17 protein-coding genes are annotated in these 19,999 nt (G+C 73.0%); 5 read left to right on the top strand and 12 right to left on the bottom strand.

Going from position 1 to position 19,999, the window contains the following annotated elements; genetic code table 11:
* Positions 1 to 63 precede the first annotated feature (63 nt).
* The 8 genes from mshC to IE313_RS08905 form a co-directional block, all read right to left on the bottom strand.
* Positions 64 to 1,293 (bottom strand): cysteine--1-D-myo-inosityl 2-amino-2-deoxy-alpha-D-glucopyranoside ligase, encoded by a 1,230-nt coding sequence (mshC, locus tag IE313_RS08940; protein WP_189930433.1) that lies wholly within the window; start codon positions 1,291 to 1,293, stop codon positions 64 to 66.
* Positions 1,294 to 1,407: 114 nt separating this feature from the next.
* Complete coding sequence (locus IE313_RS08935; protein WP_189930432.1) at positions 1,408 to 2,235, bottom strand: SCO1664 family protein; 828 nt, start codon at positions 2,233 to 2,235, stop codon at positions 1,408 to 1,410.
* Entirely contained in the window at positions 2,199 to 2,789 is a 591-nt protein-coding gene (locus tag IE313_RS08930) for a DUF3090 domain-containing protein (RefSeq protein ID WP_189930431.1), read from the bottom strand. The genes IE313_RS08935 and IE313_RS08930 overlap by 37 nt, the downstream gene beginning before the upstream one ends.
* 163 nt (positions 2,790 to 2,952) lie before the next feature.
* Positions 2,953 to 3,666 (bottom strand): histidine phosphatase family protein, encoded by a 714-nt coding sequence (locus tag IE313_RS08925; protein ID WP_189930430.1) that lies wholly within the window; start codon positions 3,664 to 3,666, stop codon positions 2,953 to 2,955.
* A gap of 149 nt (positions 3,667 to 3,815) precedes the next feature.
* A complete protein-coding gene (locus tag IE313_RS08920) occupies positions 3,816 to 6,095 on the bottom strand; it encodes a beta-xylosidase/alpha-l-arabinosidase (protein WP_189930688.1) in 2,280 nt (759 codons plus the stop codon).
* A 161-nt stretch (positions 6,096 to 6,256) separates the two neighbouring features.
* Complete coding sequence (locus tag IE313_RS08915; protein ID WP_189930429.1) at positions 6,257 to 7,078, bottom strand: carbohydrate ABC transporter permease; 822 nt, start codon at positions 7,076 to 7,078, stop codon at positions 6,257 to 6,259.
* Positions 7,075 to 8,013: a carbohydrate ABC transporter permease gene (locus IE313_RS08910; RefSeq protein WP_189930428.1), complete on the bottom strand. Its 939-nt coding sequence runs from the start codon at positions 8,011 to 8,013 to the stop codon at positions 7,075 to 7,077. The genes IE313_RS08915 and IE313_RS08910 overlap by 4 nt, the downstream gene beginning before the upstream one ends.
* A 44-nt stretch (positions 8,014 to 8,057) precedes the next feature.
* Positions 8,058 to 9,356, bottom strand: a complete 1,299-nt coding sequence (locus IE313_RS08905) for an ABC transporter substrate-binding protein (RefSeq protein ID WP_189930427.1) — start codon at positions 9,354 to 9,356, stop codon at positions 8,058 to 8,060.
* A gap of 142 nt (positions 9,357 to 9,498) precedes the next feature.
* Here IE313_RS08905 and IE313_RS08900 point away from each other — a divergent pair, with 142 nt between their 5' ends.
* Both IE313_RS08900 and corA read left to right on the top strand, forming a co-directional pair.
* Positions 9,499 to 10,551 carry a LacI family DNA-binding transcriptional regulator gene (locus IE313_RS08900; protein WP_229924510.1) on the top strand — a complete coding sequence of 351 codons (1,053 nt, stop codon included), beginning with the start codon at positions 9,499 to 9,501 and terminating at the stop codon, positions 10,549 to 10,551.
* Between the two features lie 321 nt (positions 10,552 to 10,872).
* Positions 10,873 to 11,871 carry a magnesium/cobalt transporter CorA gene (corA, locus tag IE313_RS08895; protein WP_308439157.1) on the top strand — a complete coding sequence of 333 codons (999 nt, stop codon included), beginning with the start codon at positions 10,873 to 10,875 and terminating at the stop codon, positions 11,869 to 11,871.
* 134 nt (positions 11,872 to 12,005) lie between these two features.
* Here the strand turns inward: corA and IE313_RS08890 are convergent, their stop codons facing one another.
* Complete coding sequence (locus IE313_RS08890) at positions 12,006 to 12,800, bottom strand: ferritin-like domain-containing protein (RefSeq protein ID WP_189930424.1); 795 nt, start codon at positions 12,798 to 12,800, stop codon at positions 12,006 to 12,008.
* A gap of 293 nt (positions 12,801 to 13,093) precedes the next feature.
* Positions 13,094 to 14,167: an LLM class F420-dependent oxidoreductase gene (locus IE313_RS08885; RefSeq protein WP_189930423.1), complete on the bottom strand. Its 1,074-nt coding sequence runs from the start codon at positions 14,165 to 14,167 to the stop codon at positions 13,094 to 13,096.
* Between the two features lie 167 nt (positions 14,168 to 14,334).
* Here IE313_RS08885 and IE313_RS08880 point away from each other — a divergent pair, with 167 nt between their 5' ends.
* Together IE313_RS08880 and IE313_RS08875 are read left to right on the top strand one after the other, a co-directional pair.
* Positions 14,335 to 15,315, top strand: coding sequence for an aldo/keto reductase (locus tag IE313_RS08880; RefSeq protein ID WP_189930422.1), 981 nt, complete (start codon positions 14,335 to 14,337; stop codon positions 15,313 to 15,315).
* Complete coding sequence (locus tag IE313_RS08875) at positions 15,312 to 17,885, top strand: helix-hairpin-helix domain-containing protein (RefSeq protein ID WP_189930421.1); 2,574 nt, start codon at positions 15,312 to 15,314, stop codon at positions 17,883 to 17,885. The genes IE313_RS08880 and IE313_RS08875 overlap by 4 nt, the downstream gene beginning before the upstream one ends.
* A 138-nt stretch (positions 17,886 to 18,023) precedes the next feature.
* On the opposite strand, the gene IE313_RS08870 is transcribed toward IE313_RS08875, so the two are convergent.
* On the bottom strand, positions 18,024 to 18,761 hold the full coding sequence (locus IE313_RS08870) for a hypothetical protein (protein ID WP_189930420.1): 738 nt from the start codon (positions 18,759 to 18,761) through the stop codon (positions 18,024 to 18,026).
* 47 nt (positions 18,762 to 18,808) lie between these two features.
* Here IE313_RS08870 and IE313_RS08865 point away from each other — a divergent pair, with 47 nt between their 5' ends.
* Positions 18,809 to 18,997: a DUF5703 family protein gene (locus IE313_RS08865; protein WP_189930419.1), complete on the top strand. Its 189-nt coding sequence runs from the start codon at positions 18,809 to 18,811 to the stop codon at positions 18,995 to 18,997.
* Positions 18,998 to 19,257: 260 nt separating this feature from the next.
* Here the strand turns inward: IE313_RS08865 and IE313_RS08860 are convergent, their stop codons facing one another.
* Positions 19,258 to 19,971 carry a chaplin gene (locus IE313_RS08860; protein ID WP_189930418.1) on the bottom strand — a complete coding sequence of 238 codons (714 nt, stop codon included), beginning with the start codon at positions 19,969 to 19,971 and terminating at the stop codon, positions 19,258 to 19,260.
* Positions 19,972 to 19,999: the final 28 nt, after the last annotated feature.

The raw sequence follows: 19,999 nt of genomic DNA, 5'->3' as shown, positions 1-19,999 counted from the left end.
GCTCCCCCGTCACGGTCGGTCGAGCGGTGCCCCCGCGCCGCTGGGGCGCGGGGGTACGGGGAGCTACAGGGCCACGCCCAGCAGTGCGTCCACGGCGCGGGACACCACACCGGGGGCGCCCGTGTCGGTGCCGCCCTCCCGGCGCTGGAGTGCGGCCCAGCGGTCGACCGCGAGGAGCGCGGCCGGAGCGTCCAGGTCGTGCGCCAGGGCCTCGCGGACCTCCTCCACGAGGCCGAGGGCGGGCGGGCCGTCCGGGCGGGAGACGGCGGCGCGCCAGCTCTCCAGCCGGGCCACGGCCGTGGCGAGGACGTCGTCGGTCCACTCCCAGTCGAAGCGGTAGTGGTGGTCCAGCAGGGCGAGCCGGATCGCCGCCGGGTCGATGCCGTCCCTGCGCAGTTGCGACACGAAGACCAGGTTGCCCTTGGACTTGGACATCTTCTCGCCGTCCAGCGCCACCATTCCGGCGTGCACGTAGGCCTTGGCGAAGGGGAACTCCCCGGTCAGCGCCTGGGCGTGCGAGGCGCCCATCTCGTGGTGCGGGAAGGCGAGGTCCGAGCCGCCGCCCTGGACGTCGAAGCCCATGCCGAGGTGCTCCAGCGCGATGGCCACGCACTCGATGTGCCAGCCGGGCCTGCCGGCGCCGAGCGAACCGCCGTCCCAACTGGGCTCGTCGTCGCGTGCGGCCTTCCACAGCATCGGGTCGAGCGGGTTCTTCTTGCCGGGCCGCTCCGGGTCCCCGCCGCGCTCCGCGGACAGCAGCCGCATGGCGGCGGCGTCGAGGTGCGAGACGGTGCCGAAGTGCGGGTCGGCGGCGACGGAGAAGTAGATGTCGCCTTCGAGCTCGTACGCCGCTCCCGCGTCCCGCAGCCGCTCCACGAGCGGGACGATGCCGGGTATGGCCTCCACGGCGCCTATGTAGTGCTGCGGGGGCAGCATCCGCAGGGCCGTCATGTCCTCGCGGAACAGCGAGGTCTCGCGCTCGGCGAGGCTGGTCCAGTCGACGCCGTCGCGCAGGGCGCGCTCCAGCAGGGGGTCGTCCACGTCGGTGACGTTCTGGACGTACTGCACCTGCCGCTTCGTGTCGAGCCACACGCGTTGCACCAGGTCGAACGCGTTGTAGGTCGCCGCGTGCCCCAGATGGGTCGCGTCGTACGGGGTGATCCCGCAGACGTAGATGCGGGCGACGGGACCGGGGTGCACGGTGACGAGGCCGCCGGTCGCAGTGTCGTGGATCCGTAGGTCGCGGCCTCTGCCAGGCAGGGCGGGGACCTCAGAAGCGGGCCAGGCATGCATGTCATGAGCCTAACCGGATGGAGGCTCCACCTACGAACCGGACCGGGGCAGATGGTCGGTGAGGCCCTCTTGCATTCCCCGGCCCGGTATGCGTGTGCGGGTGCGTGCGGGCGGCTACACGGGGGGCCAGGGGATGGCCGGCCACTCACCGGAAGGGGCCGGGTGGCGGCCCGAGTCGAGCAGCGCGGCCACTCGGCTCCGGGTGGCGTCCAGCTCCTGCGGGGTGATCAGCTCGGCGAGGCGCAGCGCGAGCGGCCCGCCCTCGGCCAGCGCCCCGCGCAGGGCGGCGAGCGCGGTCAGCGCCTCCTCGGTCAGCGACTCCCCCGCCCACCCCCACAGCAGGGTGCGCAGCTTGTTCTCGGCGTTGAAGGTGACCCCGTGGTCGATCCCGTACAGCCGCTCACCGGCGGCGGGCAGCAGGTGGCCGCCCTTGCGGTCGGCGTTGTTGATCACCGCGTCGAGCACCGCGAGCCGCCGCAGCCGGGGGTCGTCGGCGTGCACCAGCAGCGCCGTGCGGCCCTCGCCGACCTCGGCGAGGCCTATGGCCTTCCAGCCGGGCTCGGGCTCCTCGGCGTCGACGAGGGCCAGCAGCTCCGGGGCGGCGTCCGGCGGCAGTGTCTCGATCCACAACTGGCACATGCCCTCGCCGTGCGGCCCGTCCCGCAGCACGGTCGGCGGCACCAGGCCCCAGCCGAGTGCCTCGGAGACCTCGTAGGCGGCCACCTCGCGGCGGGCCAGGGAGCCGTCGGGGAAGTCCCACAGCGGCCGCTCGCCCGCGACCGGTTTGTAGACGCACTCGGCCCGCTCGCCGTCGTGCTCGACGGTGCAGAACAGCACCGCGTTCGAAGCGTCCCGGATCCGGCCGCGCACCGTCAGCTCGCCCTGCGTGAGCAGGTCGGTGACGGTCACGCTCCGCGGCGGTATCCGTTCTGGCGCGGACATACGTGTCCCTCCGGGTCGAGCGGCAGGCTGCACAGCGGGCAGGGCGGGCGTCCGGCGTTGACGACCTCCAGGGCGCGCTTGGCGAAGGCCCTGGCCTGGGCGCCGCTGAGCCTGACGCGCAGCATCGGAGGACCGTTCTCCTCGTCCTGGAGCAACCGCTCCTCGGCCGCGGCGAGGTCGTCCTCCGAGTCGGCGTCCAGCTCGACCAGGGCCTGTGCCTCCACGATCATGCGCTGCTCGTCGCCGTCCCAGGCCAGGGCCATGGTGCCGACGCGGAACTCCTCCTCCACGGGGGTGTCGAGCGGCGCGGTGTCGGAGACCTCGGTGGGCGCGACGGCCGGTACCGAGGCGCTGCCGCCGCTGCGGCGCACGACCTCGTCGAGGAGTTCGTCCATCCGCTCGGCGAGCGCGGCCACCTGGGTCTTCTCCAGGGCGACGCTGGTCACCCTGGTTCCCGCGGAGGCCTGGAGGAAGAAGGTGCGGCGCCCGGGCAGCCCGACCGTACCGGCCACGAAACGTTCCGGTGGGTCGTAGAGGAACACCTGACGGGACACGTCCTGTCTCCATGTGGGATCGACTGCGGTTATCGGCTGCTGGTCCTGACGCCGGTCTGTCGCCGGTCCGTCGGGTGGTCGGTGCGGTCGTTCGGGTCGGCAACGGGGCGGTCGCACCGGGCATGCGCACGGCGCGATCGACTCACCCTACTGCTGCGAACGATCACGGTGCGCCCGCACCGCCCCCGACCGCTGCGTCGCCCTGCGCGGTCCCGTCCTCCGCCTTGCCGTCCGCGGGGGCCTCCCGGGGCGCCAGGGAGGCGAGGTCTCCGGTGTCTCCGAGGCGCAGCAGGAAGGGCCGCAGCCGGGTGTAGCGGATGACGGTGAGCGAGCAGGGGTCGACGGAGATCCGCTGGAAGAGGTCCAGGTGCAGACCGAGCGCCTCGGCCACCAGCGACTTGATGACGTCGCCGTGGGAGCACATCACGTACACGGCGTCGGGTCCGTGCTCGCGCGTCACGCGCGCGTTCCACTCGCGCACCGCCTCGGCGGCGCGGGTCGCCATGGCACGCAGCGACTCGCCGCCGGGGAAGGCGGCGGCGGAGGGATGCTGCTGGACGGTCTCCATCAGGGGCTCGTCCCCCAGTTCCGCCAGCTTGCGGCCCGACCAGTCGCCGTAGTCGCACTCGTTCAGGCGGTCCTCGATGTGCAGGTCGAGTCCCGGGCGGGCGTCCAGCAGCGGTGCCAGGGTCTCCCGGCACCGCTGCAGGGGGCTGCTGACGGCCACGGCGAGGGGCAGCTCGGCCAGCCGCCGCGGCAGGTCGGCCGCCTGGGAGAGGCCGCGCTCGTCGAGGCTGACCCCGGGAGTGCGGCCGGCGAGCACGCCGGTGGTGTTCGCGGTGGACCGGCCGTGCCGTAGGAGTATCAGCGTGGGCATGCCCGCCAGCCTAGAGCCTGTCCGACGCGTCCGGCGCCCTCTGATCATCCCGGCGCACCGCTTCCGTGGCCGTCCGGGTCAGCCGCTTCCCTCCGTGCCCTCGTTCGCGGCTTCCGTCCCGGCTTCCGTCACCAGCCGGTACCCGTGGCCTACCCGGCGCGCTCGATCAGGGCGTGCAGGGCGCGGGTGTGGTCGACGTGCCGGACCTCGCCGGTGAGGCGGGTGCGGGCGGTCAGCCGGATGTCGGTGCTCGATGCGCCGAGGCGCAGCTCGACGTCGCCGGGCTCCACGCGGCGCCGGCCGTCGCGTCCGGTGAAGGAGGTGACGTCGGCGGGGACGGCCACCCGCACGCGGGTGCGCTCGCCCGGCTCCAGGGCCACCTTGAGGTAGCCGACCAGGCGCTGCACCGGCTGCACGACGGAGGCCACCGGGTCGTGCACGTAGAGCTGCACCACCTCGGATCCGGCCCGCTCACCGGTGTTGGCGAGCGTGAAGGACAGCCTGAGGGTGCCGTCGGTGGGCGCGGCCCCGGTCTCGATGTCCGCCTCGGACCAGTCGAAAGTGGTGTAGGACAGACCGTGGCCGAACGGGAAGGCCGCCGTGGGGTCGATGTTGGAGACGTCGCTGGCGCGGGCCAGCGGGGCGGCGAGGTAGGTCGAGGGCTGGCTGCCGGGCGAGGCGGGCACGCTGACCGGCAGCCGCCCCGACGGGTTGACGCGGCCGGAGAGTACTCCGGCGACGGCGGCCGGCCCCTCCTGGCCGGGGAAGAACGCCTCCACCACCGCCGCGGCCTGCCCGGCGGCGCGGCCGAGCGCGTAGGGCCGGCCGGCGAGCAGGACGAGGACCACGGGGGTGCCGGTGTCGAGCAGGGCGTCCAGCAACTGCCCCTGGACGCCGGGCAGCGCGAGGGACTCCGCGTCGCAGCCCTCGCCGCTGGTGCCGCGGCCGAAGAGCCCGGCGCGGTCGCCGAGCGCGACGACGGCGACATCGCTGTCCCGGGCGGCCCGCAGCGCCTCCGCGAAGCCGTCGGTGCCCGGTCCGTCGACGGTGCAGCCCTCGGCGAGGGTGATCTCCGCGTCGGGGAACTCGGCGGCAAGCGTCGTGTGCAGGGTGGGCAGATCGATGCCGAGGGGGGTGCCGGGGTGCTGGGAGCCGACGTGCACGGGGAAGGAGTAGCAGCCGAGGACGGCGGTGGGGGTGGCGGCCTGCGGCCCGATGAGGGCGATCCTGGCGGGCCGCTCCAGGGGCAGGGTGCCGTCGTTGCGCACCAGGACGACGGATGCCTCGGCGAGGGCACGGGCCCGCTCGCGGTTGCGCTGGCTGTCCAGGTCGACGGTGCCGCGCAGCCGTTCGGGGGCGTCCGGCGCGTCCGGGTCGGTGCCCGCAAGGGCGTCGGGCACCGGCGAGAAGTCGGCGTCGAGGAGGCCGAGCTCGGCCTTCTGCAGCAGGACGCGGCGCAGCGCCCGGTCCACCAGTGCCTCGGGCACGTCACCGGCGGCCACGGCGGCGCGCAGGGGGGCCGCGTAGGCGTTGACGGTGGGCAGTTCGACGTCCACGCCGGCGGTGAGCGCGGCGCCGGCCGCGGCGCCGAGGTCGGCGGCGACGGCGTGCAGGTTCTTGAGGAAGGCGATGCCGAAGTAGTCGGCGACGACGGTGCCGGTGAAGCCCCAGGTGTCGCGGAGCAGGCCGGTCAGCAGCGCTTCGTCGGCGGCGGACGGCAGGCCGTCGGTGTCGGTGTAGGCGTGCATGACCGAGCGCACCCCGCTCTCCCGCACCGCCATCTCGAACGGCGGCAGGATGACGTCGGCGCGTTCCCGCGGGCCCATCGAGACCGGGGCCAGGTTGCGCCCCGCGCGGGAGGCCGAGTAGCCGGCGAAGTGCTTGAGGGTGGCGACGACCCCGGCGGACTCCAGGCCCTGGATGTAGGCCGTGGCCACGGTGCCGACGAGGTAGGGGTCCTCGCCGATGGTCTCCTCGACCCGGCCCCAGCGGGCGTCGCGCACCACGTCGAGGACCGGGGCGAGGCCCTGGTGGACGCCGACGGAGCGCATGTCGCTGCCGATGGCGTGCGCGACGGCGTGGACCAGCTCGGGGTCGAAGGAGGCGCCCCAGGAGAGCGGGACGGGGTAGGTGGTGGCTCCCCAGGCGGCGAATCCGGCGAGGCACTCGTCATGGGCGAGCGCCGGGATGCCGAACCGGTTCCCCGCGATGATCCGCCGCTGCGTGCGCAGCAGCGAGAGGGCACCGAGGGCGGGGTCGACGGGCGTGGTGCCGAACGGGCGGGTGAGCTGGCCGAGACCGTGCGGCAGCAGTTCGTCCAGGGACGGCGGCGCGTCCATGTCGTGCTGGTGCGGTGCGACTTCGGCGCCGTCGGCGGAGGCTCCGGCCCACAGCCCGTAGAGCTGCGCCGTCTTCTCCTCGATCGTCATGCCGGCGATCAGCTCGTCGACCCGGGCCAGGGCGGCGTCGGGGACGGGCGGGCGGCGGGGCGCGGCGGGGCGGGGGGCGGCCTGGGCGGGTGCGGGGGCGGCGGTGGCGTCTGCTCCGGCGGCCCGGGAGAGCCCGGTGTCGTTGGCGGTCACGTTGGCGGTCACTTTCCTCCCACGCCCATCAATCCCTGGATCAGGGCGCGGCGGGCGAAGAGATAGACGAGCAGGATGGGCACGGTGGACATCAGGACGGCAGCGAGCAGGCCGGGGACGTTCGTGCCGTACTGCGTGCGGAAGTTGTACAGGCCGAGCGTGATCACCTTGCTGGACTCGGACTGGGTGAGCACCAGCGGGAAGAGGAAGCCGTTCCACGCCTGGAGGGCGGAGAAGACCACGATGGTCGACAGGCCCCCGCGGGACAGCGGCACCACGAGCTGGAAGAAGACCCGGTGGGTTGAGGCGCCGTCCACGGTCATCGCCTCGAACAGCTCGGGGGCGATCTCGCGCATGGTGCCCGTGAGGATCAGGGCGCAGACCGGCAGGCAGAAGGCCGCGGTGGGCAGGATGACACCGATGAGGTTGTCGTAGAGCCCCACCTCGCTCATCACGTAGAACATCGGCACGATCACCGCCTGGGCGGGCACGGCGAGCCCGAGCAGGAAGAGCCTGAAGACGCTGCGCGTGGAGCGGCGGCCGATGCCTCGCACGATGGCGAAGGCGAGCGGCGGCACGAGCACCACGACGATCGCGACCACGCTGACGGTGACGACCAGGGTGTTCAGGAAGTACCGGCCGAAGCCGTTCTGGAAGTCGTAGACGAAGTTGTGGAAGGTGAAGTGGGCCGGCCAGCCGAGCGGTCCGGTGTCGCCGAAGTCGCTCTGGGACTGGAACGAGGCGCCCAGCATCACGTAGACGGGCAGGCCGATCAGGACCAGCCAGCACAGGGAGGCCAGTCCCGCGAGGTAGTTGGGACGCTGCCTCATGACACGCCCTCCTGGGTCCCGGCCATCCTGTCGAAGCCGGAGACGCGGACCACGACCAGGGAGATCACGGTCGCGACGACGACCAGCAGCAGGGCGACGGCGGCGCCTGCGCCGTAGTCGAAGCCCTTGAACGCCTTGTCGTACATGTAGTACGCGCTGATGGTGGTGTCCGTGCCGGGTCCGCCCTGGGTCAGGATGAGCACGGTGTCGAAGGTCGTGAGGCCGCCGACGATCATCAGGATCATCGAGGTGATGATCGCGTTGCGCAACTGCGGCAGGGTGACGTTGAAGAACTGCCGCACCCGGCCCGCCCCGTCGATGGCGGCGGCCTGGTACAGCACCTCGGGGATGGCGCGGGTGGCGCCCTGGTAGATGAGGGTGTGCAGGGGGGTGTACTGCCACGCGCTGACGAAGACCAGTACGCCGATGGCACCGGCCTGGCTGCCGAAGAGGTTGCCGTCGCCGAAGAGCCACTGCATCTGCGAGGGCACGCCGAAGTTCGGGTCGAGCAGGGAGCGCCAGAGGATCGAGACGGCGGTGGCGGACAGCAGCAGCGGTACGAAGAAGACCGCCGAGAGGACGGCCCGGTTGCGCTCCGACCCGGCCGCCCACACGCCGAGCAGGATGCTCAGCGGGGTCTGGACGACGACCCCGAGCGCGGTGAGCAGCACGCTCAGCCACAGGCTCTTGATCATGACCGGGTCGTCGAAGATCTTGTTCCAGTTGTCGAGGCCGTTGAACGTCGGGGCGCCGAGCCCGTTCCAGCTCGCGAACGAGAGCACGGCGACGAGTATCAGCGGGACGATGGCGAACAGGACGAAGAAGGCGGTGGCGGGCAGCGCCCAGGCGATGCCCGGACGCCCGGCCGAGGTGCCGACCGGGCGCCGTGTCCGCCGTCGCTGCCCATGCCGGGTGGATGCGGCGAGGGTGACCAAGGGAATGTGTCTCTCTCGGGTGGGTTCGGTGGCTCGGCGGTGCGTCAGTCGGTGTTCAGGCCCTGCATCGCCTTGATGAAGCCGTCCTGGTCGATGGTCCCGTTGAAGAACTGCTGGATCGCGGTCTGCAGCGGGGTGGAGTTGTCCTGGGTGTAGGCCTGGTCCCAGGAGAGCTGGAAGTCGGGCGCCTTGGCCACCAGGTCGTACTGGTACTGCAGGTACTTCGCGTTGCTGGAGCCGGACAGCGCGTCCTTGGTGTTGGTGGTGGTGGGGAGGTTGCCGATCTGCAACTGGGCGTTGATGAAGTGGTTCGAGTACATGAAGGCCAGGAACTTGGCGATGGCCTCCTTGTGCGGGGCCTTCTTCATCACCGAGTAGTAGTTGTTGGTGTTGCCGACCAGGTCGGCCGGGTCGCCCTTGCCGCCGGGCACGGTCGGGAAGGTGGTGTACTCCAGGCCGTCCGCGGCGAACTTCGGGGCGCTGTCCTGCTGCTGCGAGAAGTACCAGGAACCCATCAGCTCGAAGCCGGCCCTGCCCTTGTTGACCAGGGTCGGCGAGCCGCCGTCGGTGTACTTCACCGAGTCGAAGTTCTTGCCGAAGGCACCCGTGTCGACGAGCTGCTTGATGGTCGTCAGCGCCTTCTTGCTGTCGGCGCTCGCCCAGACGTCCTTGTCGCCCGCGAGGGCCTTCTTCAGCAGATCGGGGCCGGCGATGCGGTCGTAGAGGTACTCGAACCACATCAGGGTCGGCCACTTGTCACCGCCGCCGAGGGCGATGGGCGTGACACCCCGGGCCTTCAGCTTCGGGACGGCGGCCAGCAGGTCGTCCCAGGTCTTCGGCTGCTCGACGCCCGCCTCGGCGAGCACCTTCTTGTTGTCGAAGAGCAGGACGGGCTGGGTGCCGCGCATGGGGATGCCGTAGGCCTTGCCGTCCACCTCGCCGGCGTTGAAGACCGAGGGCAGGAACATGCTCTTCAGCTTGGGGTCCTGCTTGATCATGTCGTCGAGCGGTTGCAGCAGGCCCGCCTTGACGAAGGGCCTGATACTGCCGCCGCCCCAGTTGAAGAAGACGTCCGGGGCCTGCTTGGTGTTGATGATGGTCTGCAGTTTCGCCTGGTAGTCGGCGCCCGGAATGGTGTCCAGGACCGCCTTGACCTTCGAGGTCTTGTTGAACTCCGCGACGATGTCGTTCTCCACCTTGTTGCCGGCGTCCCCGTAGACCAGCACGTGGAAGGTGTTGGAGTCGCCCCCGGAGTCGCTGTTGCCGCAGGCCGCCAATGACAGCCCCATGACCATGGCTGTCGCGGCAGCGAGAGCACGTGGGAGCCGTGCGGGTGCCTTCATCGTCGTCGCCCTTCGAAAGTTTCGGCAGCATCGCCGAAAGTCCATTGCCGAGCGACGGTATGACTGCGACGCATAGTGGTCAACATGCGGAGAAGGGCGCTATCAAAACGTTATCGACGACCGCCACTTGTGCGGGTGGCCTATCCTTCTCACCATGCGTGACGACGATGAGCCCACCGGGCGCGTCACCCTGGCGCAGGTGGCGGCCAAGGCTGGCGTCTCTCTTTCGACAGTTTCGAAGGTCCTCAACGGCCGGCCGGACGTCTCCGCGCCGACCAGGGTGAGGATCGAAAGCCTCCTGGACGCCCACGGCTACCGGCGCACTTCCGCGGCCGCCTCCGAGGCGCCGCTCATCGAGCTCGTCTTCCACGAGTTGGAGAGCACCTGGGCGATGGAACTCATCCGGGGAGTGGAGAACGTCGCCAAGTCGGCGGGTGCCAGCGTGGTGCTGACCGAGTCGGGCACCCGGCACGCGCCGGGACCGGAGTGGATCGACGGCGTGCTGCGGCGCAGGCCGCTCGGCGTGGTGCTGGTCTTCTCGACCCTGCCGGACGAGCTGAAGCACAAGCTCCGCTCACGGGCCATCCCGTTCGCCATCGTCGATCCGGCCGGCGACCCCGAACCCGATGTGCCCTCCGTGGGCTCCGCCAACTGGGCGGGCGGCCTCGCCGCCACCCGCCACCTCATCGAGCTGGGGCACCGCAGGATCGCCATCATCTCCGGGCCCGAGGACATGCTCTGCTCGCTGGCCCGTGTGGACGGCTTCCGCTCGGCCATGAGCATGGCAGGGATCGAGGTGGACCCCGAGCTGGTCCGGTTCGGCGACTTCCACGTACAGGGCGGTTTCCAGCATGCCGAGACCCTGCTGGGCCACGCGGAGCCGCCCACCGCGATCTTCGCCGGCAGCGACCTCCAGGGCCTCGGCGTGCTGGAGGCGGCCAGGGTGCGGGGCCTGAGGGTGCCCACCGACCTGTCCGTGGTGGGGTACGACGACATCCCGCTGGCCCGCTGGTCGAGCCCCGCCCTCACCACCGTCCACCAGCCGCTGCGCAGGATGGCCGAGACCGCGGCGCAGATGGTGCTCCGGCTGCGCCGCGGGGAGGCCACGGAACCGCGTATCGAACTGGGCACCGAGCTGGTGGTCAGGCACAGCACGGCACGGGTGCCGGACGCCGACCCGGTACCCGGCACCTAGGGTCTTTCCCTCGCATCGGGCTGGATCGGGGAGCGGGGCCCGGTGCGCCCGGCCGCAAGGCGGAGGAGGGAGCCGACGCCGAGCGTCGGGGACCGACGACGACGCCGCAGACGCGCGTGCCAGGGCTCGCGAGCCCGGCCTGATCCGAACGACAGGCCCCAACGGCGGTGTCCTGGCACCCGGGGCACACGGCCGCACCGGCACGGGCGGCGGCACTCGCGGGGCCGGCGGCCGCGGGGCCGGCGGGTGGGCACGAAATGCGGCGCAACGCACAGCCACGAGGGGATGCGCCCCGGCCCGGCGCACGGAAGAATGCCCGCCGTGATCGTGGACTGCGCCATCTACCGGGACGGACACCGCACCGAGGGTCCTTCGGACTTCTCCGACGCCCTGGCGCAGGCGCGTGCGCAGGGGGACGCGTTCGTCTGGATCGGGGTGTACGAGCCCACGCAGGAGGAGTTCGAGCACATCTCCGACGAGTTCGGGCTGCACGTCCTCGCGGTGGAGGACGCCCTCAAGGCGCACCAGCGGCCGAAGCTGGAGGTCTACGACGACTCCCTGTTCGTGGTCCTCAAGCCGGTCGCGTACGACGCCCGCAACGACGAGGTCTCCTCGGGGGAGGTCATGCTCTTCCTCGGCGACTCGTTCGTGGTGACCGTACGGCACGGCGACATCTCACCACTGTCCGCGGTCCGCCGGCGCCTCGAGGCGGAGCCCGACATGCTCAAGCACGGCCCGACCTCGGTGCTGTACTCGGTCGCCGACACGACCGTCGACCACTACCTGGACGTGGCGACGGAGCTGCAGGCCGATCTGGAGGAGCTGGAGGCGGAGGTCTTCTCGCCGGAGAGCGGCGGCGCCCGCTCCACCGCGTCGCGCATCTACCGCTTCAAGCGGCAGATCCTGGAGTTCCGCAGGGCCACGGGGCCACTGGCCGTGCCGGTGACCCGGCTGTCGGGCTCGGGCCCCTTCTCGACGGCCGTGCCGTTCGTGGCGCCCACCGCCCAGCCGTTCTTCCGCGACGTCAGCGACCACCTCACGCGCGTCAACGAGTCCGTGGAGGGCCTCGACCGGCTGGTGTCGGACATCCTCTCGGCACACCTGGCGCAGATGAGCGTGCGGCAGAACGACGACATGCGCAAGATCTCGGCCTGGGCCGCCATGGCCGCCGTGCCCACCATGATCGCGGGCATCGAGGGCATGAACTTCGTCCACATGCCCGAACTGCACTGGATCTGGTCGTACCCGGCGGTCATCGCCCTCATGGCCGCTCTGGAGATCCTCCTGTACCGGCTCTTCAAGCACCGCGGGTGGCTCTAGCCGCCGCCACCGCGGGACGGCCCCTCTCGGCATCCCTCGTCCTTTCGGCGGGCGCCCGGTGCCCGGCCCGGCAGACGGGCGCCGTGCCGGAGCCGCGCGGAAACGTCCCGGCGCACCGCCCGCCCGCCGGGCCCTCAGGCGTACTCGGGCGCGGGCTCCGGCGTGGCGGGGCCGCCCAGCGCGTTGCGGCGCTCGGGCATGCTCAGGCTCACCATGCGGCGCCAGCCGCCCGCCCGCTCGTACCCGTAGGTGGCGTGGATGCCCGCGCCGACCAGCGCCGTCCTGGCCCGGGACCAGCCGAGGATGCGGCCCATGTGGCCCATGACGGCCAGGCTGACGTCGCGGTGCACCCGGATCTCGGCGTGCGCGCACTCCCGCAGCGCGCGCTGGATGCTGCGCCCGTGGCCGGCGCGCGCGAGGCGCAGCAGTTCCTCGTGGCAGTACGCGAGGTGGTTGTCCTCGTCCTCGGCGATCATCCGGACCGCGCGGCCGACCTCGGGGTGGTCGTCGAACAGGCGGCGCAGCAGCGCCATCTGCTCGGCGGCGCGCTGCTCCGTGACCCTGCTGTGCGCCAGGTACACGATGATGTCGGGCACCGTGAGCTGTTCGTCGCGCCTGAGCTTGTCGTGGGCGAGGCCGATGCCGTGCTGTTCGAGCAGGAGCGTGTAGTCGGTCTCGCGCGGTACGTCGACCGGGCGCAGCCCGCGCTTCTTCAGCAGGGCGCGGAAGATCCGCCCGTGCTTGTCCTCGTCCGCGCCGTGCCGGGCCACCTTCGGCGCGAGTGCCCGTTCCTCCTCTGGGATCAGCGCCGCGATACGGCTGTTCTCCCAGCCGCCCTGGGTTTCACCGCTGGCCGCGATGGAGCAGAAGAGCCGGAACGACTCGTCGTTGTCGAGGATCTCCATGAAGAGACTCTTGGCCGAAAGCATCCGATACCTCCGTGCAGGGGTCCGCAGAGATCGAGTCAAATGCGGACATGGACGGACGGCAACATCTGTATCGTGTGAATCGACCGAAAGAGGGAGGATGGGCTGCTTTTTCGTGCATCCGGCCCGATGCGGGCTCGGCCCCGGACGGGGACCGGGCGCGGCCCGGGGCGCGTTCCGGCCGGAGACCTCGGCTGTCCGGGATCTCATGCTGCCCGGGACCGCGGCCTCGGCCTGACCGGGGCCTCGGCCTGACCGGGACCGGCCCTCCCCGGTCCCGGGCCCGTCCGCCGCCGCTAGGCGAGACCGGCGCGCTCCAGGGCCTCGGTGCCGGCCCTGAGGGACGCGATGCGCTCGTCGAGCGTGAACCCCGCCGGGGACAGGGTCAGCGTGGTGACGCCGGCGTCCGCGTAGGCCTGCATCCGGTCGGCGATACGGGCCACGGAACCGAGCAGCGCGGTCTGGTCGATCAGCCGGTGCGGCACGGCGGCGGCCGCGCCCTCCTTGTCCCCGGCCAGGTACTTCTCCTGGATCTCCGCGGCCTCCTTCTCGTAGCCCATGCGCTGCGCGAGCTGGTTGTAGAAGTTCTGCCTGCGGCTGCCCATCCCGCCCACGTAGAGGGCCGTGTAGGGGCGGAAGAGGTCGGCGAGGGCGTGCACGTCCTCGTCACCGCCCGCCGTGCCGCCGGGGCCCACGGCGATCGGCAGCGTCGGGACGACGTCGAAGCCCTCCATGGTGGCGCCGGCCTTCTCGCGCCCGGCGCGCAGGTGGCGGAGCGCCGTCTCCTCCAGGTGCTCCGCTGCGGCGAAGACCAGCAGCGCGCCGTCGGCGATCTCGCCGGTCTGCTCCAGGTTCTTCGGGCCGATGGCCGCGATGTACAGCGGGATGTGCTCGCGCTGCGGGTGCACGATGAGCTTCAGCGGCTTGCCGGGCCCGCCGGGCAGCGGCAGCGTCCAGTGCTCGCCCTCGTAGCTGAGCCGCTCGCGGGACATCGCCCTGCGGACGATCTCGACGTACTCGCGGGTGCGGGCGAGCGGCTTGTCGAACTTGACGCCGTACCAGCCCTCGGAGACCTGCGGGCCCGACACGCCGATGCCCAGGCGGAAACGGCCGCCGGAGAGCGTGTCGAGGGTGGCCGCGGTCATGGCGGTCATGGTGGGCTGGCGGGCGGGGATCTGGAGGATCGCCGAGCCGACGTCGATGCGCTCGGTCCTCGCGGCCACCCAGGAGAGCACGGTGGGGACGTCCGAGCCGTAGGCCTCCGCCGCCCAGCACACGGCGTAGCCGAGCCGGTCCGCCTCCTGGGCCACCGCGAGGTTGTCCGCGTCCATTCCGGCGCCCCAGTAGCCGAGGTTGATCCCGAGCTGCATGACCCCATCCCCTTACCCGTCAGTAACGTCCTGGTGGTGCAGACCCTAGCGCGCCGGTGCCCGGGCGGTCAGCGACGGGTGCACGGGGTACGGCGCCGGGGCGGACCGGCCGGCCGGTTGTCCACAGGGCGCCACATCGACACGCGCGACCAGTAATCTCAGCGCCCATGGAACAAAGGCAGCTCGGCCGCACCGGCCTGCGTGTGTCCCGGCTCGGCCTCGGCACACTCACCTGGGGCCGGGACACCGACGAGAACGACGCGGCGGACCTCCTGAAGACCTTCTGGGAGGCGGGCGGCACCCTCGTCGACACCGCCGACGTGTACGGCGACGGGGAGGCCGAGTACGTCCTTGGCAGACTCATCGAGGGCCTGATCCCGCGGCGGGACCTGATCATCGCCACCAAGGCGGGCAGCGTCCCCGACCCCGAGCGGCGCTTCGACGGCTCACGCGGCCACCTGCTCAACGCGCTGGACGCCTCGCTGGCCCGCCTCGGCACGGACTACGTCGACCTGTGGCAGGTCCACGCGTTCGACCCCCGCACACCGTTGGACGAGACCCTGGGCGCGCTGGACATCGCCGTCAGCAGCGGCCGCGCCCGCTACGCGGGGGTGTCGAACTTCTGCGGCTGGCAGCTCGCGAAGGCCGCGACGTGGCAGCTCGCCGGCGCGGGCACCCGGACCCCGCTGGCCGGAACGCAGATGGAGTACTCCCTGCTCCAGCGCGGTGTCGAGCGCGAGGTGCTGCCCGCCGCGCTGGACCTCGGCATCGGCCTGCTGCCCTCCTCCCCCCTGGGCCGCGGCGTGCTCACGGGCAAGTACCGCCATGCCATACCGCCCGACTCGCGCGGCGCCTCCGACCTCGCCCCGTTCGTCGAGCCGTACCTGGACGACACCGCGGGCCACATCGTGGACGCCGTGACCACCGCGGCGGACGGCCTCGCCGCGACCCCCCTCCAGGTGGCGCTCGCCTGGGTGCGCGACCGTCCGGGCGTGACCGCCCCCATCGTCGGCGCACGCACGGCCCAGCAGCTCACGGCCGTGTTGTCAGTGGAGGCGCTTAGTCTTCCTCACGAGATCTGCCGGGCGCTCGACGATGTGTCGGCGCCCGTGCACCGCTATCCCGATCACGACTGGAGCACGCTGTGAGCACGGAGTCCGCCGAGGGTCGCACCGAGCCGAAGGACGCCGACGCGCACGGCACGGCTCCGCAGGACCCGGCCGGGAGCGACACGGCCGCCCCTTCGGCGTCCGGAGGCGATGCGACCGCCGAGGGCGCGACCGGTGACGCCCCGAAGGGTGCTGCCGCGACCGCGGACGGCGCCGCCGGGGGCGGTGCGGCCGCACACGACACGCCCGGGGGCGACGCGGATCCGGGCCGGGCGAGCGCGGGCGCGGGCGAAGGCGAAGGCGAAGGCGAAGGCGAAGGCGGGAGCAACGGCGGGGGCGGGGCTCCCGGCGACACACCCCCCGAGGGCGGGGCTCCGGGTGGCACGGCCCTCGGGAGCCCGGACACCGCCGCGGCCGGGGCGGACGGGTCCGGCGGCGCGGAGGTGTCCGAGGCCGAGGCAGAGCTGACGGCCCAGCGGGAGCTGCGGCAGCGGATCGAGCAGCGCAAGGCCGAGCGGCAGGAGCCCATCGCGAGCGGTGCCAAGCTCAGCGGCACGGCCGCCGACCTGCTAGCGGCGGTGCGGGCCGTGGAGAGCGGCGCCCAGCCGGTGGGCAGTGTGTTCGACGGTCCGGAGCCCGCTCCGCGCAGCGCCCCGCGCGCGGCCGCGCCCGCCGAGCGTTCGGCGCCCGTGGCCCCGGCCCCGGCCGCCGCCCCTTCGGCCCAGGCCGTCCGGGCGGCCGGCGAGGTGCTGGCGGCGGGCGGCGCACCGGCCCCGCTCGCCGCGCCGGCGGCCGCGGCGCTGGGCGAGGGCGCGGCCGACGTCCTGCGGGCCGACCCCTGGCAGTTGCTCAGGGTCCCCGGCGTACGCCCCGAGCAGGCCGACGGCTTCGCCAGGGCCCTGCTGGGCCCCGAGTGCGGGCCCGACGACGAGCGCCGCGGCCGCGCACTGACGGTCTGGCTCCTCGACCAGGCCGCGCTCGCCGGACACACGGCTCTGGAGGCCCCCGCGCTCGGCAGCGCCCTGGGCCGGTACGCCGTCGCCGACCCGGACACCGCCGTGCAGAGCGCCATCGCGGAGGGCGACGTACTGGTCTTCCAGGACGCGCTGGACACCACCGCGGGACCCGGCTCCGCCGCGGGCCCCGCCGAAGCGGACAGCACCGCAGCGGCCCAGGACGCGGAGGGCGAGGACGGGGCTCAGGGCCCGGTGCGCGTCCTGGTCGGCCTCGAACGCCACGCGCTCGCCGAGGAGAGCCTCGCCGACGGCCTCGCCCGTCTGGTGAACTCCCCGCCCCAGTCCTCCTCCGACCCGGCGGCCTGGCTGGCGGCGGCGCCGTCGGCCCCCGGTGCCGCGGCCGAGCTGCTGCGCGCGGTGGCCGGGCAGGGCCTGGTGCTGCACTCGGGCGGCGAGGCGTCCCGCGCCGAACCGGCCGCCCTGGTCGCCGCCGCGCACTCCCTCGGCCTGCGGGTCTGCGCCGCCACCCACACCGCCGACGGGCGCCGCCGGTTCGGCGCACTCGTCGCCGCCGCGGGTGGCGGCGGTGCCGGCGGGCCCGGCGCGAGCACGGCCGACGGGCGCCCCGGGCACTCCGCGCCGTCCGGCACCGTCTCCGCGCCCTCCGAGGCTGCTTCCGCGCCCTTCGGCAGCGTCGTGACCGTCCCCGGTCTGCTGGCCGGTGACGAGGGACCGGGGCGGGACGGGGAGGGAGCGCTGGCCGTGGACCTCCTGGTGGTCCTCGACGCGCCTCAGCTCGACGTGGAGACGGCCGCGATGCTCGTGGAGTCGCTGCCGGACGGCGCCCGCCTGGTGCTGAGCGGCGATCCCGCCGTGCTGTGGTCGGCCGGACCGGGCCGGGTGTTCGCCGACCTCCTCGCCGCCCGTGCCTGCCCGCACATCGCCTCGCGCCTGCCCGACCCCGGCCCGATCGGCGAGCTGGTCTCCGGCATCGGCGCCGGCGAGCTCCAGCAGGTCGACGCACCCGGCAAGGAGGTCGTGGTCGTACCGGTGCGGGACGCGGGCGAAGCGGTGCACCGGACGGTGCAACTGGTCGCCGACTCGGTGCCGAGGACCTTCGGGGTGCCCGCCGGGGAGACCCTGGTGATCACCCCGGGGCACGGCGGCGCGGCCGGCACCCGCGCGCTCAACGCCGCGCTCAAAGAACGGCTGAATCCGGGCCCCGGCCGCTTCGCCGGCTTCGACCCGGGTGACCGGATCGCCCACGCCCCGGCACCGGGGCGCACGACCCCCGGCCGGGTGGTGAAGGCCGACGCCGAGGGCCTGCACCTGGACTGCGACGGCACTGCCGTGGTGGTCCCGAAGGAGCGGGTGGAGCAGACCGTGCGGCACGGCTGGGCACTGACCGCGCACCAGGCGGTGGGGCTGCGCCGGCCCGCAGCGGTCGTGGTGCTGCCCGGCGACGCGGTCCAGGCCCTCACCAGGGCCTGGGTGTACACGGCCTTCGGGCGCGGCGAGCGGCATCTGTCCGTGATCCAGGGCGCCGACCAGGCGCTGCCCCGAGCCGTCGCGGAGCGCCCCGCGAAACCGCGCACCACCCGTTTGGCGACCCTGCTGAAAACCCAGCTCACCGGCGCCGCAGGGCCCGTCTGACCGCGCGCTCGGCGCTCCCCGCCCGGACGGGCCCGGCCGGGCGGGACATCGGCAGCCGCTCACCGGCGCACCGCGGGCGGGGCGCCGCTGCCGCGCCCCGCACCGCCCGTCATCCCATGTGCGCCGGGTGGCGGCCCCTCACCTCGACCGGTCCGCGTCGAGCGGCTCCAGGTCGTCCTCCTCGACGTCGTCCAGCTCGTCCAGGTCGTCCGGGCCGTCCTCCGCCTCCTCGATGTCCTCGTCAGCGAGTTCGTCGTCGAGCGCGTCGTCGTGGTCGTCGTCGAAGACGGCGCTGACGTCGAAGCGGCAGACCAGCCGCTGGGGGTCGGCGCCCTCGAAGGGGGCCTCCAGCCACTCGCCGGGCTCCGGGGGCTCGTCGGCGGCGGTCACCCAGAGTGTCGAGTCGCCCTCCTCCAGACCGAACTCCTTGTGGCGGGAGGCGATCTCGTCCGGCTCGAACTCGCCGAAGAGGATGCCGAGCGCCCCCTGCACGGTGTCGCCGGCCCCTTCGACGGTGGTGCCCTCCTCGTCGGCGGCCTCCACCCGCCCGGCCTGCGCCAGCAGCCGCTGCGGCTCCACCACCGCGTAGTCCCGGCGGATCAGCACGCTCAGGGCGTTCGGCTCCTCGGGACCCGCGTACGGCGGGGTCTCCTCCGCGCCGGGGATCTCGAAGGGGGTGACCTCGTCGTAGCGGTCGTAGAGGAGCTCGTCGTACTCCTCGGCCGCCGCGGCGAGCTCGTTGAACGCCTCGTAGACGGCCGGGTCGTCGTCACCCGACCTCCGCTCGACCGCGGCCAGGTGGCGGTCGAGCGCGGTCTTGACCGCCTCGGCGGCGGTGCGTACGTCGGCAGCGGTCGGCTGCGCAGCATCAGACATAGTGCAGACGCTATCCGTAACGGGCCGGTGGCCGCACAATAGATTCGATGCCGGAATACGAATTTGTCGATGTGTATGTCCCGCGCGGGGTGTCCCGCAAGGAGACCACACGTCTGCTCACGGACCACGCAGAGTACGGACACTGGGAGTTGCACCGCCTGAGACTGGATCCCGACGGCAGCCGCAGGGTGCGGTTGCGCCGCCGGATCATCCGCCAGGTACGCGCCACCTGGTGAGGGCCCCCTCCCCGGCCGCCCGGCCCGGGGAGGGCCCTCCCGGGCACGGCCGCCCGCTCCCGGGCCGCTCGGCGGGGCGCGCGGGGCGAGGTCCACTCGGTGGACGGACCGGCGGGGCGCCCGCGTGCCGGGCCGCGCGGTAGGGTGGGCACCGAGGGCGACCCAGAGCGACCATACGGTGACAGAGGGTGGCACGAACGGTGGAGCGGGCCCCGATCGGCGGGGCCCGCTCCACGATCATGCGGGACTACACAGAACCGTTACGCCCGAGCCCGAGCCTTCCGGTAGAGCACCGCGCCCGCGAGGAGCGCGCCTCCGCCCACCGTCAGGGTGGCGCTGAGCGGCAGGGCGCTGCCGGTCTCCGCGAGCTGCTCGGATCCCGCGGGCTGGCTGACGGAGCCCTGCGGCTCGTGGTCGGCGGGCTTGGCCGGCTGGTGCGGCTTCGAGGGCTGCTCGGGGGTGCCGGGCTGGTCCGGCTCGTCGGGCTGCGTGGGCGGCTCGACGGGCGGCTCGACCGGCGGCGGCAGCTCGATGCCGCCACCCTGGTCGCCGCCGCAGTTGTTCTCGTTCGCGCCGCCGAGGCCGATGACGTCGACGGAGTTGCCGCAGACGTTCGGGGACACGTCGACCGGCACCTGAACGTTGTTGCCGGAACCCACGCCGGGCGAGTCGCCGGTCTGGCCGGAGGCCGAGGACTCACCGCCCGACGAGGAACCCTGACCGCTGCTCCCGGACGAGCCACCGCACCTGTTGTCCGTGGCGGAGTTGAGCACGCCGAGCACGGTGACGGCGTTCCCGCACACGTTCGGCGCGATGTTCACCGGCACCTGCACGGTGTTGCCCGACACCACGCCCGGCGACCCGGCGGCCGCGCCGGAGGCGTGCGAGTCGGCGTGCGCGAACCCGCCGGTCGCGGCGAGCACGCCGGTGGCGGCCGCCACGGTGATCAGGCCCTTACGCATGACCTGTCGCATAGCTGTTCCTGTCTTTCAGCTTCTGGAA

Source organism: Streptomyces sulfonofaciens (assembly GCF_014656295.1).
Classification (GTDB): Bacteria; Actinomycetota; Actinomycetes; order Streptomycetales; family Streptomycetaceae; genus Streptomyces; species Streptomyces sulfonofaciens.
Note: the sequence above shows the minus strand (reverse complement) of the source record. Positions and strands in the feature narration are given on the sequence as shown.